A 15289-nucleotide genomic window follows, 5' to 3' on the forward strand; every position below is an offset into this window, starting at 1 on the left:
ATAAATTGAGTGGTCGCTCGTCTAATAACATGTACCTAAGTACAAAACCCCAAATTGATTTAAAAGGAACTTCAAAATGAATAAGTTAAATTCGATGACTTCAGTCGCTGCTTTAGTTGCACTATCTATGGTTGGTGCAACAACACATGTCTCTGCGGCTTCAACGACAACTGAAACCCATGTGACCAAAGCTGCTGATGGTAAATGTGGTGAAGCAAAATGTGGTGCAAATAAAGCCAAACAACAGCATAAAACAACTGAAGCAAAATGTGGCGCTGACAAAAAAGCGGCTGATGCGAAATGTGGCGCTGACAAAAAAGCGGCTGATGCGAAATGTGGTGCTGACAAAAAAATGGCTGATGCGAAATGCGGCGCAGATAAAAAAATGGCTGATGCAAAATGCGGCGCACACTAATCAATTAAATGATCGGTGATGACAACAACTTTATAACGTTGTTGTCATCATTGAAAAGGAATGCAAATGGTTGCTTTCAATGGTGCTGGACTGGGTTTAAGACGTGATTTTATTGATACGTTTTTACAAGTAGACCAACATCCTGATTTTATAGAAGTTGCACCTGAGAACTGGATGGGTTTTGGTGGGCGACATGCAAAGTTATTGGCGCAATGTTTGGAAAAGTCGCCATTAGTTTGTCATGGGCTTTCCTTATCTATTGGTGGGCCGCATCCACTTAATCTTGAGTTTGTGCACCAAGTACGAGATTTTTTAAAACAACATCATGTACTGACTTATTCTGAGCATTTGAGTTATACCAATGATGGTGGTTATTTATATGATCTGTTGCCGATTCCGATGACAGAAGAAGCCGTGGACTATGTGGTTGAACGGGTCTTGCGTGTACAAGATATTTTAGGACAACGTTTAGTTCTGGAGAATGTTTCAACGTATCTCATGCCGAATGCAGAAATGAGCGAAAGTGATTTTGTTCATGAAGTGATTACACGCGCAGACTGTGAATTATTGCTTGATGTAAATAATGTCTATGTGAATAGTAAGAACCATCAAACAGATGCATATGCTTTTATTGATGCGATGCCGAAAGATCGGATTCGATATCTACATATTGCTGGTCATGAACAAGTGAGTGATGATTTGTTGATTGATACGCATGGGGAAAATGTCTGTGATCCTGTGTGGGAATTGTTGGCATATACCTACCAAACTGGTGGTGTAAAGCCGACCTTGTTAGAACGTGATTTTAATATTCCGACGTGGCAGCAACTTCAGCATGAGCTAAATATAATCAAGGATTTACAACATCAATTTAGCTATCCACAATCACTTAATACCAATACCTTAAATACCTCAAGTGAGGTAAAAGCATGAAGATGAATAAAAGTCCTCTGCAGCAAACTCAGCTGGCATTTTGTGCATGGGTTCGTGACCCTCGATCAGATCTTCCAGCAGAATTTGCAACAGAGCGAATGCAGGTTTATCGAACCTTCTTGTTCAATAATGTCAGTTCATTTATTAACTTGGTGTATCCGATTGCCCGAACGCTATTATCTGAGACGAAATGGCAGGCTTTGCTGCAAGATTTCTTTCAAAATGCTCAAAATCAATCACCATTTTATAATGATATTTCACTGCAATTCAGAGAATATCTGGATGAGCAACAACATCCAATCTTACAAGAATATCCGTGGTTAGCGGAGTTATTACAATTTGAATGGCTGGAACTCTATTTAGATACGGTTGAAATCGAAGAGAAAACTTTCTCATCAGCGTCAGCTTGGCAATTGAACACACACATTTGGATTTTGGTTTATCAATATCCAGTTTATCTTTGGACAATTGAACACCAAGACTTTGAGTATTCACCGAGCGCAGTGATGGTTTGGCGAAATCGACATGATCAGGTTTGTGTTGAACCATTATCTCCATTATTCGCTTGTTTGATTGAACAACTAAATCTTAAAGCACTGACAGAACAGGAACTTAAGCAGTTGATATACACCACAGTGCCAGATTTATCTGAACAAGAAGTAGAGCAACAGCTGAAGCTGTTATCTGAACGATTAAATGAGTTAGATTTATTGTATATCCCAGAATAATAGGATGAGGTCAGGAGATGGTTCAGGCTGCTACCAACAATGACGAGTTCATTCAACAACTACAAAATCCTGTTTTTTTGCATGATTTAAGGCAGCAAATGATGAAGTTTGCAGTATTGCAGCTTTCCTCATTTCATCAAGCGGAAGACGTGGTGCAAGAGGCTTTAGTGAGTGCTTTGCAGCATGTTGAATCATTTTCAGGGCGTGCAGCATTTAAAACGTGGGTGTTTGCGATTCTGAAAAATAAGATCGTTGATTCGATTCGACAAAAAACACGTCTGGTTAGCATGAGTGAGCTATTTCAGGATGATGACAGCGAGTTAAGTGTGGATGCGCTGTTTGATGCTGCTGGACATTGGCAAAAATCAGAGATGCCAAAAGCATGGCAAAATCCTGAAGAAATGATGGAGCAGCAAGATTTTTGGATGATTTTCGATGCATGTTTGAATCATTTACCTGCAAAGTATGCACAAGTTTTTATGTTGCGGGAAATGATAGAACTCAGCTCTGATGAAATATGTGAAAAGCTGGAGCTTACGGTTTCGAATCTCAATGTTTTAATGTATCGCAGCCGAGCACGATTACGTGAGTGTTTGGAAAATAAATGGTTACATCAGGAGGATTGCTCATGTTGACCTGTCGACAAGCAACGCAGTTACTTTCTGAACAACAAGATCGACAACTGTTGTTGAAAGAACAGAGTGGTTTGCAATTTCATTTGATGATGTGTCGTTCATGTCGACGTTTTGGTAAGCAAATGAAAACGCTGAGTGTATTGTCTAAAGCATATAAGCGATTTGATGAAGAGCAGAAAGACTAAAATAAAAAGCCTCAATGAATTGAGGCTTTTTATTTTATTATGTGGCAGGCATTCGGCATTACCACATGATCTAAAAATTACATGTTAGGGTATGAGAAGCGACTAAAGCTTCGCAAGAACTATCCGAATATTACATATTCGGATACTAATTACATGTTAGGGTAATTAGGACCACCACCGCCTTCAGGCGTTACCCAAGTGATATTTTGTGACGGATCTTTAATGTCACATGTCTTACAGTGAACACAGTTCGCAGCATTGATTTGGAAACGCTTAGAACCGTCATCATTTTCCATCACTTCATAAACACCAGCAGGGCAGTAGCGCTGAGCTGGTTCATCCCATTTTGGAAGGTTTACGTTGACAGGAATTGATGCATCAGTCAGTTTCAAATGCGCTGGCTGATTTTCTTCATGTACCGTATTTGAAATAAACACAGAAGATAAACGGTCAAAAGTTAACTTACCATCTGGTTTTGGATAGTTTGGCTTGAACGTTGAAGCATCAACTGTTTTAAGCGCTGCAAAGTCTTGTTTTAAGTCATGCAAAGTAAATGGCACTTTAAAGATGTTTTGGTCGATAAAGTTAAATGCGCCGCCAAACCAAGTACCAAACTTATGCATAGCAGGGCCAAAGTTACGTGCTTGATATAACTCTTCTTTTAACCAAGAATTGTTATATTTATCAGTATAAGCCGTTAACTCTTTAGCAAAGTGATCTTCACCTTCAAGTACACGAGCAATCGCAAGATCACCACCTTTGGCAACACCAGCAGCAATTGCTTCAAATACAGCTTCACCACACAACATGCCTGACTTCATTGCTGTATGAGAGCCTTTGATCTTCGAGAAGTTCAAGAAGCCAGCATCATCGCCAATTAAGCAACCGCCTGGGAAAGTCAGTTTTGGTAAAGAGTTGAAGCCACCTTTCACAACAGCACGAGCGCCGTAAGAAATACGCTTACCACCCTCTAGGAATTGCTTGATGGTTGGATGGGTTTTCCAACGTTGCATTTCCATGAATGGATACATATGTGGATTTTCATAAGATAAATCGACAATCATACCCAAAGTAACTTGGTTGTTTTCAGCGTGATATAACCACCAGCCGCCTGCAGAACCTGTTTCAGATAAAGGCCAACCTGCACCGTGCATCACTAAGCCTGGCTTATGTTTAGCAGGGTCGATTTCCCAAAGCTCTTTAATCCCGATACCGTAGTGTTGAGGATCAGCATCTTTATCTAAATTGAAGTTTGCAATTAAACGCTTACCGAGATGACCACGGCAACCTTCAGCAAATAAAGTGTATTTCGCGTGAAGTTCATAACCCGGCGTGAAGTTGTGTGTTGGCTCACCATTTTTACCAATACCCATGTCACCTGTTTGAATGCCTTTAACGGTACCATCTTCATGATAAAGCACTTCAGCAGCAGCAAAGCCCGGGAAGATAGAAACTTCTAATTCTTCAGCCTTTTGGCCTAACCAACGCACGACATTACCAAGGGAAATGACATAGTTCCCTTCGTTATGCATTGATTTAGGAACCATCCAATACGGCATCTTTTGTGAATTGGTTTCAGATGTAAGGAAATAAGTTTCGTCACCCGTAACAGGAACATTCAGCGGAGCGCCTTCTTCTTTCCAGTTTGGGAACAATTCATTCATGGCACGTGGTTCAAGTACAGCACCAGAGAGGATATGCGCACCAACTTCAGAGCCTTTTTCAACCACACAAACAGAAAGATCTGGTAGGTTGTTTTCAATCGCTAATTGACGAATTTTAATCGCAGCAGATAAACCCGCAGGTCCAGCGCCTACGATCACTACGTCAAACTCCATCGCTTCACGTTCGATGTGTTCCATGTAGGACTCCTCATATTTTAAGGGTGGCAACCGTAATCATTGCTATTCGGTGCTGCCATGAGTGTTCTTAATTGCCAAGCACAAAAACTAGCTATTGCGCTTGCAAACGTTTGGGATAGTATAGTTTTAAACCTTGATCTCGCCAATTGGCTGAGCGGTCATATTTTCTCGTCAGCAAGGCATAAACTATGATAAATGAAAATGATTCTCCACAAAATACAGGAAAAATCGTGTTGTCTGATGATAAAAACTTAATGAACATTGCACAATACTTAAAAGATGTACAGCAAAGTCACAAAAGGTCAATTCCACCTTTAGAGCAATGGCATCCAAAGCATTGTGGCAAAATGGATCTACGGGTAAAAGCCAACGGAGAATGGTGGCACGAAGGTCAATTGGTCAAACGCCAAGCACTGTTAGACTTATTTAGTAAGGTGCTCTGGAAAGAAGATGGAAAATTCTACTTAAAAACCCCTGTTGAGCAGATCGAAATTGAGGTTGAAGATGAACCTTTATTGATCAATCAGGCGGATCAAGTTGAGATTGAAGGCAAGCTTTATTTACAACTGACCACAACCAATCAAGATGTCGTGATCGTAGATGAAGAACATCCGATTTTTATGCGGGAATATCATGGTGAATTGCGTCCTTACATACATGTACGCTTTGGTATAAATGCATTAATTCAACGACAAAGTTTTTATCATCTCGTGAATTATGGCTGTCTGTCTGAAAATGAAAATGGCGAAGCTGTTTTAACATTAAAAAGTGGTGATTTGGTATTGCATTTGAGCACCTGAGGTTTAAGCTTAAAAGAGTGAATTAATCATTGTGTCTATGTATTTGTATGACTGCCGTTCAACCTATTACTGAAGTACTTCATCCTATGCCACATGCATCATCAGATGCACCAATAGGGGTTTTCGATTCAGGAATAGGTGGCCTTTCGATAGCACAGGAAATTGCACGACATCTACCAAATGAGCGCATCATTTATTATGCAGATACGGCACATGTCCCTTATGGCGCACGTTCCGATCAAGAGATTCGTGAATTAACGGCACGTGCAATTGAATGGTTATATCGACAAGGTTGTAAGATTGCTGTAGTTGCTTGTAATACTGCATCTGCGTTTAGTTTGGATTATTTGCGTGAACACTATGGGGAAAATTTCCCTATTGTTGGATTAGTACCAGCGCTAAAGCCAGCTGTATTGCAAACACAATCTAAGGTTGTCGCTGTGTTAGCAACCCCTGCAACGTTTCGTGGTCGATTGATCAAAGATGTGATGACGAAGTTTGCTGAACCTGCGGGGGTAAAGGTGTTAACCGTGACCAGTTTGGAGCTTGTTCCGTTTGTAGAAGCTGGGCAGCAGATGAGTGATGCTTGTCTAAGCGTATTACGACAGATATTACAACCTGTTGTAGACCAAGGTGCAGATTTTCTCGTACTTGGTTGTACGCACTATCCATTCTTGAAAGATGCTATTCATCAAATTTTTGCTGAAAAGCTGAAATTAATTGATTCAGGACAGGCAGTTGCGCGACAAACAGCATATATTTTGATAAAAAATAGGTTATTATGTGACAAAATAAGTCATAATATTACACGTATTGAATGTTTTGTTAGCGGTCAAAATGCGGTTGAGTTGGAGCCAGTACTCCAACATTTGATACCAGAACAACTGACATGGACGATTCAAGATCTGGTTGAAGTTTAGTTTTTGGATTCTGAATTTCTAACCATAATTAAGATTTTATGGGGTTATCTGTTCATAAATTACAGGCTCAAGGGCTTGGGTTTATAGATAAGTAAAATGAGGCTCAGCCTATGCAAGATACTCGTTATCAAGTTTTTATTTCTACGTCTGGCAATGAAATGCAACCAGAGCGGGCGGTATTAACTCAAACTTTGGTTGGAATGGGGTTCTTTTCGTGGGGCTTGGAACAGCGCACACCTTTAAGCACCTCGATTGCACGTCGTCAGATTGATGACTGTGATTATGTCGTGATCCTGTTGGGTAGTCAGTACGGTGAGCAGTCAGTCTCTGGTGTCGGTTATATGCATCTAGAATATATCTATGCAATGACCAAACAAAAACCAGTGATTGTTTTCATGCATGAAGATCCTGATTCACGTGAAACTAGTTTGCATGATAATAAACCTGAACTGAAAGAAAAATTTAAAGAGTTTAGAAAACAACTTCAGCATGAGGTTGATCAAGTTTTCTGTTATCGGACATTGAGAGATTTAGAGCTAGCTGTGCGTTCGAGCATGCCACAAATGTTGGAGCGCTATCCTGTTGTGGGCTGGGTTCGTCCTCAAAATACTCAAGTCTTACAAGATGAAATTGACGCATTACGTACCAAAGTAAAACAACTCGAAGCAGAGATGGGTGGACGTGAAGCTGATCCAATTGCTTCTGTACCAAAAGTTTCTATGCATGAGCTATATTCATTTGAATACCGTATGCATGCTTATCAAGATGGTAATTTCAAAGAAATAAAAACCTTTCGTAAAATAACTTGGGCACAATTACTTAATGTCTTAGGTGCATCATTTGTTATTCCAACACCGGAAGAGTATTTTTCAAAACGTATGAATGAATACTTAAATGAAACTGGTTTGGATGATGCTCGAAAAGAGATGCCACGAGCGCATGCCGTATCTCGTGCGCAGATTAATATCCGTGCTTTGCATGAGATCAAATTGCAGATGCGACAAAATGAGTGGATTGTTCCTGCTGGGCGTGATGATCGACAACGGATGTTATGGCAGTTGACCCATAAAGGTCAGAAGCTATTGGAAAGTAATATGTTGGATAGTAATCGGGTTTTTCAGTTTAAGACCATGCATTAAACCCATTTAAAAAAAAATCCTAAAACTGCTAAAGTAATGAGAGAAATTTACTTATAGCGGAAGCGGTTAATGTCAGCGATACAAAAACCAAAAGTCACTGTGGTTTTGGCTAATTTAGGTACGCCAGATGAAGCCACTGTGCCAGCAGTGCGTCGTTTCTTAAAACAATTCTTATCTGATACGCGAGTGATCGAAATTCCCAAACCAATTTGGTGGGTGATCTTGCATTTATTCGTTCTGACGTTTCGCCCAAAGCGAGTGGCCGAAGCCTACGTCTCAGTATGGTCAAAAGATTCACCGATGCGGGAAATTGTGCTTGAGCAAGCCCAGTTGGTCAAACAACGCTTACAAGATGAAAATCATCAGTTTGATTTAACGGTTGTACCTGCCATGACTTATGGTCAACCGAGTATTTATGACGTACTGAATCAATTAGAAAAAGACCCACAAGAACATGTCATTTTATTACCATTATTTCCGCAATATTCAGCAACGTCGACAGCACCACTTTATGATGCTTTTGCAAAATGGATTCCTAATCAACGCCATTTACCTGGTTTGACGTTGATTAAAGATTATTATCAGCATCCCCTATTTATTCAGGCACTTGCTGAAAGTGTGCTTGAATATCAAGCACAGCATGGCAAAGCGCAGAAACTGCTCATGTCTTTTCATGGTATTCCTCAGCCTTATGCTGATAAAGGTGACCCGTATGCGGATCGTTGTCGAACTACAGCGCGTTTAGTCGCTGAAGCGTTGCATTTAAATGATGATGAGTGGGCGATTAGCTTCCAATCGCGATTTGGTAAGCAAGAGTGGGTAAAACCTTATACAGATCAATTGCTGCAACAATGGGGTGAGCAAAAAGTAAAATCTGTACAGGTATTGAGTCCTGCATTCTCAGCAGATTGTTTGGAAACACTTGAAGAACTAGCTATGCAGAATAAAGAAACTTTTCAACATGCAGGCGGTGGAGAATATGCCTACATTCCTGCATTGAATGCGCAACAGTCGCATATAGATTTGCTTGCGAGTCTCGTTCAAGCTAATCTTGATGCTCTTACTCATACCTTAGCCCATCGTTAAATCGACGCTTATTCCGCCAGAGGTTTTTATGCTGCAAGTCAAAATTGTGCCCGTAACTGCATTTGCTCAAAACTGTTCCATTGTTTGGGATAGCGAGAGTAAAGAAGCTGTTTTGATTGATGCGGGTGGTGATGCAGCGGTACTCAAAAAAGAGGTGGAAGCATTAGGTTTAAAGGTCAAGGCACTTTGGCTAACACATGGGCACCTTGATCATGCAGGTGCGGTAGGTGAGTTGGCTGAGACATGGAAAATCCCTGTGATTGGGCCGCATAAAGAAGATCAGTTTTGGTTAGATATGATCCAAGAAGTGTCGGCACGTTATGGCTTCCCTATTCCTCAACCTGTCAAAGTTGATCAGTGGTTAGAGGGTGGAGAAGTCCTTAAACTGGGCGAAGATGAGTTTGAAGTTCGTTTTGCACCAGGGCATACCCCTGGTCATGTGATGTTCTATAACGCTCAACATGGTTTGCTTTGGACTGGAGATGTACTGTTTAAGGGTTCGATTGGACGTACAGACTTTCCGAAAGGCAATCATCAACAGTTACTTGATTCGATTCAACGTGAGTGCTTTAGCTTGCCTGATGAAACGCAGTTTATTTCAGGTCATGGCCCAATCAGTACCATCGGTTATGAAAAGCAATTTAATCCGTTTGTTGCGAGCAAAGCGGGCTAATCCTCATAGTCATCTTCGTGACGCTGTAAGCCTGCTTGAGGTGCATCTTGAGTAGGCAATTTATATTCTTCACTTGCCCAAGCACCTAGATCGATTAATTTGCAGCGCTCAGAACAAAATGGGCGAAATTCATTGCCTTCCCAAGTGCTAGCTTCACCACAACGTGGACATGGAAATGTACGAGGCATAGAAAATTCCTACAGCAAAACTAAATACATTAGGCAAAAGCAAAGTGACTTGTTAGACTTATGCCCGATTTATAGATAGTTTGATGTGATTATGTCGATTCGTCAATTTCAAGCGCATAGAATGCAAGCTCCACGAGATTTTCAGCAAATTCCAAATACACCAATTTGCGTTGAAATTGGTGCTGGTAAAGGTAAGCATGCCTTACTTTTTACAGGACAAAATCCTCAAACCACGTTATATGCAATTGAGCGTACTAAAGAAAAATTTTTGGCGATGCAAAAACAGCATCAACTGGAAGTGCGTGAATATTTAAACCCGATTCATGCAGATGCATTACCGTGGATCGTCCATGCTTTATTTCCAGCACAAGTTGAACATTTCTTTATTCTCTATCCCAACCCAGAACCTCATAATCCAGCACAACGCTGGTTAAATATGCCTTTTTTTGAGTTTCTAATTTCGCGCTTAAAGCCGAATGGTACGATTACGATTGCCAGTAACATTCCCGAATATATTGATGAAGCGGAACAGCAACTGATTGAATTGTGGAAGCTGCCGTATGAAAAACAAAAAATTGCTAGCGATTCGGTACGTACACATTTTGAAATTAAGTACTTAGAACGCGGTGAATTATGCCAGCAATTGCTAATGACTAAGCCTCAGGAATATGTCACGCGTTTTGATGATTTCATGCCATTACAAGGGCAGATCATGTCTGAGAGCAGTGATGCCGAATAAGCGCATTGCCATTATTGGCGCTGGCCCAGCAGGTTTAATGGCAGCTGAAGTACTCAGTCAATATGACTATACGATTGATGTGTTTGAGCAAAAACCATCTGCTGCACGCAAGTTTTTAATGGCAGGGAAAACAGGATTGAATATTTCCCACAATGAGCCTATCGCGGATTTTATTCAACGCTATGATCAAGCGGAATGGCTTGCGCCTTGGATCAAACAGTGGGATGCAGCGTGGATTCAAAATTGGATGCATGGTTTAGGCATTGAATCCTATATTGGCAGCTCTGGACGTGTTTTCCCCGTTGAAATGAAAGCAGCGCCTTTACTTCGTGCTTGGCTGAAACGTTTGATGACAGCGAAGGTAAAATTTCACTATCGCCATCGCTGTGTAGAATTATCTAAAAATCAACTCACGATTGAAAATCAGACTCAGCATTTTACTGCAAGTTATGATGCGATAGTTTTGGCATGTGGTGCGGTGTCTTGGGTGCAGTTGGGCAGTGATGGCTTATGGCAAGATTGGTTAGCACAAGGTGAAATTGAAACGTTTCAACCCAGCAATGTTGGGGTGCTGAAATCATGGTCGCTATTCATGCAAGATTGTTTTGGACAACCCCTTAAACGCGTTGATGCATGGGTGAATGCAAAAAACAAAACGCATGGCGATATTGTGATTACACACTACGGTTTGGAAAGTGGTGTGATCTATAAGTTAGGGCGTGATTTAAGAGCCTTAAATGCCAACCATCAAGTCTTACAACTTTATTTGGATTTGCTGCCCGATGTCAGTTTGGCGCAGTTAGAAAATAAGTTACAAGGCAATAAAAAGCAGTCTTTAACTAATATTTGGCGTAAAGCGGGCTTAGATCAAGTCAAAATCAATTTAATTCGTGAAGTCATTACTAAAGTACAGTGGTCTGATGCTAGACGAATGGCGCAACATATCAAACAGTTATGTATTCCTTTGGATGGATTCCGTCCTATTCAAGAAGCCATTAGTTGTGCAGGCGGCGTGAAGCAAGCGGCACTGTCTCCGCAGTTACAATTGCGATCTAATCCTTATATCTTTTGTTGTGGTGAAATGTTGGATTGGGATGCACCTACAGGTGGCTATTTGCTGACAGCCTGTTTTGCAACAGGACGAGCAGCAGGGCAAGGTGTTCATCAACTTTTGAGTGACTGAAGTAGCTCACTTTTTTACGCTATATCCGATATTATTTTGATTAAAAATATTCTAATTTATGACGAGCCGATATGAATACTGAACACACTTTAGAAGAGCAAAACATAGAAATTATTCAACCATTTCAACCAAAAAATTTATTCAATTTATTTTTTAAACCGAAGACATTTTTTTCTCAATCGAATCACTATCACCATAAAAGTATTATGCTGATGGCTTATTTGATTGGTGTTGTCGCTGTAATGGATCGCATTGATCAGAAGCTGTTAAGTTCTGAGCTTGGTCAATCTTCATCTTTTACAGATTCCCTGACAGAGACATGGTTCGCCTACTGGCTTTGGGTGCTGGGAATGGGCATTTTGTCGGCTGCATTGGCTTGGGTCATACAAGGCTGGTGGTATAAAAAGCGTTTGCAATTTTCTGGTGTTCAGAATGCTGACCCACAACTTGCTCGACATGTGTTTGTTTTGCAGGCATTAGTTTATGTATTGCCGATCATTGTTGTGACTTTGATTCAAACATTTCTCTATAAAAATTATGTCGATGCCTATAATAATTCGACGTTTTTAGCTGTGATAACAATTCCATTTTTATTGCTTTCATGTTGGGTAAGTTATCGTGGAGCGACACAGGTTTTTAACACCAATGCTTGGGCTAAGTTTTGGTTCTTGGGCATGCCTGTCGTTTTCTACATTACGATTGGTGGTTTATTTGCAGCATTAGTAAATTAATTTAAAACGTAATGCTTTTCAAAGTTCTAAGCATAGCATTCAAATTTTCAATACTTTTGTTTTTACCATTTGCTTGTTATTTCTATTTTATTAATGCTAATTTTTAGAAAACTTTGATTGGGATAATAACTATGTCTTTAGCTGCGCCGATTTTTCAAGGAAGCTGTTTGTGTGGTGGTATTCATTATGAAATCCACGGGGAGATTGGTGATGTTATACAGTGCCATTGTCAGCGCTGCCGTAAAGCTAATGGCACAGCTTTTGCGACCAATGCACCGATCAGCAGCACAGCATTTAAAATTACTCAAGGCGAAAATTTAGTTAAAAAATTTGCAGCATCAGGTGTATATCGTTGGTTTTGTGGTGAGTGTGGTTCACCCTTGATTAGTTCACGAGATGCACAACCTGAGTTATATCGTTTAAGAATAGGGACCTTGGATACACCTTTGCAGCAAAAGCCTCAGATGCATATTTTTGTTGGCTCTAAAGCAGAGTGGGACTGTATTGCAGATGATTTACCTCAGTTTGAGGAGCGTCCATAAAGCAAGCATTGCTTTTTGATGATTCGGCAATGTATTTGATTTCTTGGTCCGTGTTTTGGGTATAAATATGATTTTTGATACGGCATCACTTTCGCCAACAGAAGTTTATCGGTTATTGGTCGGAGGCATTACACCAAGACCCATTGCGTGGATTAGTACCTTATCTACTGAGGGTGTAGCCAATATTGCCCCTTATTCTTTTTTCAATGTTGCAAGCTGTAATCCTCCGATTCTGTGGTATTCACAAGTCAACCCACAAAGTGGTCAAGATAAAGATACCTTAAGAAATTTAATCGCAACGAAGCAATGTGTGATTCATATTGCCAATACTGAATTATTGGAAAAGATGAATTTATCCTGTGCACTGTTGCCGCCAGAACAGAGCGAATTTGAATTCGCTAAGATTGAATCTTGTGAGAGTCATTCTGTTCAGCCATTGGCTGTAAAAGATGCACCGATTCGATATGAATGCCAATTAAGAGAGGTTTTACAACTGAGTAGTTTAGCTTCTGGCGGTACAGTTGCATTGTTAGATGTAAAGGCAATTTATGTGGCTGATCATCTTTGGGATGGCACAATGATTGATCAACAGAATTTACACAGTGTTGGGAAAATGGGTGGGGATTTTTATAGCTTAACCAATGAATTGCGTAAGTTATCTAGACCATAAAACTCAATTTCAGAGTTAATAAAGCAGGAAAAAATCCCTGCTTAATGATTATTTTGCAGTGAAAGCATCACCTTTAAAGCTTACTTCTTCCCAGCCAATTTTCAGAAATTGACGAACTACACTGGATAATGCTGGCGGGCTAATCTGCGTGATTTCAATAGATTGGCACTGATTAAACTGAGCAAAGCGTTGTAAGGTATCAAAAAATGGCGGCAACCAAGATGACATGTCAATCTGTGTATTTTCGATATGCAAATGAATAAGTTCAAATCGACCATTTTTACGATGTGCTTTGCAATCTACTCGACCAATAAAAATATCGCCAAATAAGATCGGCAAACAAAAATATCCATACTTACGTTTGGCTTGTGGTGTGTAGCACTCAAGACGAAAATCAAAGTCAAAATGGGTTTTGATTCGTTCACGATGAATAATGGCATTGTCAAAAGGCGAGAGCAGTGACAGGTTGCTATGTGGTGTATTTTCGATTTGATCTTGCAAATCAGTCAGGACGTAGATTGGAGGAAATTCAGCAATATTTAATTTTTGGATTACACCTTCTTCAAGCATGTGTTGTATAACCAATACAATATTTTTCCGCAGGATCGGCTCGGTTTTTAAATGGGTGATTTGTTTGATCGTCGTAAAGCCATAAGCGCGTAAATAGGTCTTAACCAAGTATTCAGCATATTCAAGCGGGTCTGGACATGTAGTATTAATATGATTGGGCAACACTCTTTCGCTCAAATCATAGACTTTCTCGATGCCGTTTCGAGCACTAATCATCAAATCACCTTGCATAAAAAGCTGCTCAAGCGCCATTTTGGTTGGTTTCCAATTCCACCAGCTGCCTTGCTTTTTGCTTAAGCTTTCAAAGTCTCTCGCTTTTTGAGCGCCTTCAATGCGGATTCGATCATAAACATGACGCATGACTTGTGCGTCCGCTTGATAATAACGTGATTCTCGATTTTTGATGCTGTGCATTTTGGGCAGCGCGTATCTAAAATCTTGTATCGGCAAATAAGATGCTGCATGAAACCAATATTCAAAAATCTGACTCTCTGCAACCAATTGGTCGAGCCATTGCGGTTGATAGTCAGGAATACGTGTCCAAAAAGTGTGATGATGTGCTCTTGCCACCATGGATAAGGTATCAATTTGCACATAACCCAATTGTGTCAGTGTTTGAATGACGGCTGCCTTACCTGTTCCAAAGGCTGATTTTTGATGAAGGCCTTGTGCTGCTAAAGTGATGTTCCTGAGTTGTTGTAATATATGATTTTGATTGATTAGCATTATTTTTCTCAGATTATTTTTAAAATTATGCAGTCGACAATATAAATGCTCAAGGGAGCATCAAAGCAGAGCAGGCGAACAGCGTTCGCCCCCCTAGCGTCATGGCTATCTTGAGCCAATAAGATCATTATTTTGCAGTTAAAGCTTCGCCTTCAAACTTTACACCTTCCCAGCCATTTTGCATAAACTGACGAATGTTTTGATGGTCTGTTGCTTCTGGCGTCGCGAGAACAGATGCATAATGTTCTGCAAATAAGCTCAGCGTATCTTGTTGATTTAAACCTTCTAGCTTTGCAAAAGTGAGTACTTTAGCACTGCCTTGATTCTCGGTTGCTGCATTGAATAGTGCACCATTCTGAAAAGCCGTAGGGGTATGTTGGTAACGTGCTTCAATAAATGCCAATACATCTGCAAACTTTGCAGAACCATCTTTAAGTTGAGCCAATAAGCTTTGAGCCATTTTAAATTCCATGTTCACTTCACTGAATGCAAGAATCATAGCATTGAATGACTGAAATTGATGAGTCGATGTGACCAAACTGGACGTATTGATTGAAGATGATT

19 protein-coding genes are annotated in these 15289 nt (G+C 40.3%); 15 read left to right on the plus strand and 4 right to left on the minus strand.

The window, feature by feature from the left end; translation table 11 throughout:
- Positions 1-76 precede the first annotated feature (76 nt).
- The 5 genes from ACF8D3_RS04540 to ACF8D3_RS04560 all read left to right on the plus strand — a co-directional run bounded on the left by ACF8D3_RS04540 (position 77) and on the right by ACF8D3_RS04560 (position 2896).
- The gene (locus tag ACF8D3_RS04540; protein WP_392470411.1) at positions 77-415 is read left to right on the plus strand and encodes a hypothetical protein; all 339 of its coding nucleotides are present in this window, start codon (positions 77-79) and stop codon (positions 413-415) included.
- 66 nt (positions 416-481) lie between these two features.
- Complete coding sequence (locus tag ACF8D3_RS04545; RefSeq protein ID WP_392470413.1) at positions 482-1348, plus strand: DUF692 domain-containing protein; 867 nt, start codon at positions 482-484, stop codon at positions 1346-1348.
- Positions 1345-2076 carry a DUF2063 domain-containing protein gene (locus ACF8D3_RS04550; protein ID WP_392470414.1) on the plus strand — a complete coding sequence of 244 codons (732 nt, stop codon included), beginning with the start codon at positions 1345-1347 and terminating at the stop codon, positions 2074-2076. The genes ACF8D3_RS04545 and ACF8D3_RS04550 overlap by 4 nt, the downstream gene beginning before the upstream one ends.
- 17 nt (positions 2077-2093) lie before the next feature.
- Positions 2094-2711, plus strand: coding sequence for an RNA polymerase factor sigma-70 (locus ACF8D3_RS04555; RefSeq protein ID WP_392470416.1), 618 nt, complete (start codon positions 2094-2096; stop codon positions 2709-2711).
- Positions 2705-2896 carry a zf-HC2 domain-containing protein gene (locus ACF8D3_RS04560; protein ID WP_004876580.1) on the plus strand — a complete coding sequence of 64 codons (192 nt, stop codon included), beginning with the start codon at positions 2705-2707 and terminating at the stop codon, positions 2894-2896. Before ACF8D3_RS04555 ends, ACF8D3_RS04560 begins: the two co-directional genes overlap by 7 nt.
- A 149-nt stretch (positions 2897-3045) precedes the next feature.
- Here the strand turns inward: ACF8D3_RS04560 and ACF8D3_RS04565 are convergent, their stop codons facing one another.
- Positions 3046-4758: a 4Fe-4S dicluster domain-containing protein gene (locus ACF8D3_RS04565; RefSeq protein ID WP_392470418.1), complete on the minus strand. Its 1713-nt coding sequence runs from the start codon at positions 4756-4758 to the stop codon at positions 3046-3048.
- A gap of 188 nt (positions 4759-4946) precedes the next feature.
- On the opposite strand from ACF8D3_RS04565, the gene ACF8D3_RS04570 reads away from it, so the two are divergent.
- The 5 genes from ACF8D3_RS04570 to ACF8D3_RS04590 all read left to right on the plus strand — a co-directional run bounded on the left by ACF8D3_RS04570 (position 4947) and on the right by ACF8D3_RS04590 (position 9376).
- Positions 4947-5558 (plus strand): DUF1285 domain-containing protein, encoded by a 612-nt coding sequence (locus tag ACF8D3_RS04570; RefSeq protein WP_392470420.1) that lies wholly within the window; start codon positions 4947-4949, stop codon positions 5556-5558.
- Between the two features lie 47 nt (positions 5559-5605).
- Entirely contained in the window at positions 5606-6478 is an 873-nt protein-coding gene (gene murI, locus ACF8D3_RS04575) for a glutamate racemase (RefSeq protein WP_061517273.1), read from the plus strand.
- 110 nt (positions 6479-6588) lie between these two features.
- Positions 6589-7617, plus strand: a complete 1029-nt coding sequence (locus tag ACF8D3_RS04580; protein ID WP_061524205.1) for a DUF4062 domain-containing protein — start codon at positions 6589-6591, stop codon at positions 7615-7617.
- A 69-nt stretch (positions 7618-7686) separates the two neighbouring features.
- The gene (hemH, locus tag ACF8D3_RS04585) at positions 7687-8703 is read left to right on the plus strand and encodes a ferrochelatase (protein WP_392470422.1); all 1017 of its coding nucleotides are present in this window, start codon (positions 7687-7689) and stop codon (positions 8701-8703) included.
- A 28-nt stretch (positions 8704-8731) separates the two neighbouring features.
- Positions 8732-9376, plus strand: coding sequence for an MBL fold metallo-hydrolase (locus ACF8D3_RS04590; protein WP_392470424.1), 645 nt, complete (start codon positions 8732-8734; stop codon positions 9374-9376).
- On the opposite strand, the gene ACF8D3_RS04595 is transcribed toward ACF8D3_RS04590, so the two are convergent.
- Positions 9373-9564 (minus strand): DNA gyrase inhibitor YacG, encoded by a 192-nt coding sequence (locus ACF8D3_RS04595; protein WP_007479167.1) that lies wholly within the window; start codon positions 9562-9564, stop codon positions 9373-9375. The two genes, ACF8D3_RS04590 and ACF8D3_RS04595, sit on opposite strands and share 4 nt — an antisense overlap.
- An 85-nt stretch (positions 9565-9649) precedes the next feature.
- Between ACF8D3_RS04595 and ACF8D3_RS04600 the strand changes: the two genes are divergently transcribed.
- The 5 genes from ACF8D3_RS04600 to ACF8D3_RS04620 all read left to right on the plus strand — a co-directional run bounded on the left by ACF8D3_RS04600 (position 9650) and on the right by ACF8D3_RS04620 (position 13429).
- On the plus strand, positions 9650-10303 hold the full coding sequence (locus tag ACF8D3_RS04600) for an SAM-dependent methyltransferase (RefSeq protein WP_392470426.1): 654 nt from the start codon (positions 9650-9652) through the stop codon (positions 10301-10303).
- Positions 10293-11486 (plus strand): TIGR03862 family flavoprotein, encoded by a 1194-nt coding sequence (locus ACF8D3_RS04605; protein ID WP_392470428.1) that lies wholly within the window; start codon positions 10293-10295, stop codon positions 11484-11486. Before ACF8D3_RS04600 ends, ACF8D3_RS04605 begins: the two co-directional genes overlap by 11 nt.
- Before the next feature lie 71 nt (positions 11487-11557).
- Positions 11558-12217, plus strand: a complete 660-nt coding sequence (locus ACF8D3_RS04610) for a hypothetical protein (RefSeq protein WP_061517267.1) — start codon at positions 11558-11560, stop codon at positions 12215-12217.
- Between the two features lie 131 nt (positions 12218-12348).
- A complete protein-coding gene (locus ACF8D3_RS04615; RefSeq protein ID WP_061392215.1) occupies positions 12349-12759 on the plus strand; it encodes a GFA family protein in 411 nt (136 codons plus the stop codon).
- Between the two features lie 67 nt (positions 12760-12826).
- The gene (locus tag ACF8D3_RS04620) at positions 12827-13429 is read left to right on the plus strand and encodes a flavin reductase family protein (RefSeq protein ID WP_004876600.1); all 603 of its coding nucleotides are present in this window, start codon (positions 12827-12829) and stop codon (positions 13427-13429) included.
- Between the two features lie 48 nt (positions 13430-13477).
- On the opposite strand, the gene ACF8D3_RS04625 is transcribed toward ACF8D3_RS04620, so the two are convergent.
- On the minus strand, positions 13478-14725 hold the full coding sequence (locus ACF8D3_RS04625) for a winged helix-turn-helix domain-containing protein (protein ID WP_061392216.1): 1248 nt from the start codon (positions 14723-14725) through the stop codon (positions 13478-13480).
- Positions 14726-14852: 127 nt separating this feature from the next.
- Complete coding sequence (locus ACF8D3_RS04630) at positions 14853-15185, minus strand: HopJ type III effector protein (RefSeq protein WP_061392217.1); 333 nt, start codon at positions 15183-15185, stop codon at positions 14853-14855.
- Positions 15186-15289 lie beyond the last annotated feature (104 nt).

The organism is Acinetobacter sp. YQ_14 (genome assembly GCF_043102985.1).
Lineage (GTDB): Bacteria > Pseudomonadota > Gammaproteobacteria > Pseudomonadales > Moraxellaceae > Acinetobacter > Acinetobacter venetianus.

Excerpts from the sequence above, each read along its gene's own strand:
- ACF8D3_RS04605 (WP_392470428.1), top strand. The coding sequence starts at position 10,293 with ATGCCGAATAAGCGCATTGCCATTATTGGCGCTGGCCCAGCAGGTTTA.
- ACF8D3_RS04560 (WP_004876580.1), top strand. The coding sequence starts at position 2,705 with ATGTTGACCTGTCGACAAGCAACGCAGTTACTTTCTGAACAACAAGAT.
- ACF8D3_RS04540 (WP_392470411.1), top strand. The coding sequence starts at position 77 with ATGAATAAGTTAAATTCGATGACTTCAGTCGCTGCTTTAGTTGCACTA.
- murI (WP_061517273.1), top strand. The coding sequence starts at position 5,606 with ATGACTGCCGTTCAACCTATTACTGAAGTACTTCATCCTATGCCACAT.
- ACF8D3_RS04545 (WP_392470413.1), top strand. The coding sequence starts at position 482 with ATGGTTGCTTTCAATGGTGCTGGACTGGGTTTAAGACGTGATTTTATT.
- ACF8D3_RS04615 (WP_061392215.1), top strand. The coding sequence starts at position 12,349 with ATGTCTTTAGCTGCGCCGATTTTTCAAGGAAGCTGTTTGTGTGGTGGT.
- ACF8D3_RS04595 (WP_007479167.1), bottom strand. The coding sequence starts at position 9,564 with ATGCCTCGTACATTTCCATGTCCACGTTGTGGTGAAGCTAGCACTTGG.
- ACF8D3_RS04555 (WP_392470416.1), top strand. The coding sequence starts at position 2,094 with ATGGTTCAGGCTGCTACCAACAATGACGAGTTCATTCAACAACTACAA.
- ACF8D3_RS04590 (WP_392470424.1), top strand. The coding sequence starts at position 8,732 with ATGCTGCAAGTCAAAATTGTGCCCGTAACTGCATTTGCTCAAAACTGT.
- ACF8D3_RS04630 (WP_061392217.1), bottom strand. The coding sequence starts at position 15,185 with ATGGCTCAAAGCTTATTGGCTCAACTTAAAGATGGTTCTGCAAAGTTT.
- hemH (WP_392470422.1), top strand. The coding sequence starts at position 7,687 with ATGTCAGCGATACAAAAACCAAAAGTCACTGTGGTTTTGGCTAATTTA.
- ACF8D3_RS04570 (WP_392470420.1), top strand. The coding sequence starts at position 4,947 with ATGATAAATGAAAATGATTCTCCACAAAATACAGGAAAAATCGTGTTG.
- ACF8D3_RS04610 (WP_061517267.1), top strand. The coding sequence starts at position 11,558 with ATGAATACTGAACACACTTTAGAAGAGCAAAACATAGAAATTATTCAA.
- ACF8D3_RS04565 (WP_392470418.1), bottom strand. The coding sequence starts at position 4,758 with ATGGAACACATCGAACGTGAAGCGATGGAGTTTGACGTAGTGATCGTA.
- ACF8D3_RS04580 (WP_061524205.1), top strand. The coding sequence starts at position 6,589 with ATGCAAGATACTCGTTATCAAGTTTTTATTTCTACGTCTGGCAATGAA.
- ACF8D3_RS04620 (WP_004876600.1), top strand. The coding sequence starts at position 12,827 with ATGATTTTTGATACGGCATCACTTTCGCCAACAGAAGTTTATCGGTTA.
- ACF8D3_RS04550 (WP_392470414.1), top strand. The coding sequence starts at position 1,345 with ATGAAGATGAATAAAAGTCCTCTGCAGCAAACTCAGCTGGCATTTTGT.
- ACF8D3_RS04625 (WP_061392216.1), bottom strand. The coding sequence starts at position 14,725 with ATGCTAATCAATCAAAATCATATATTACAACAACTCAGGAACATCACT.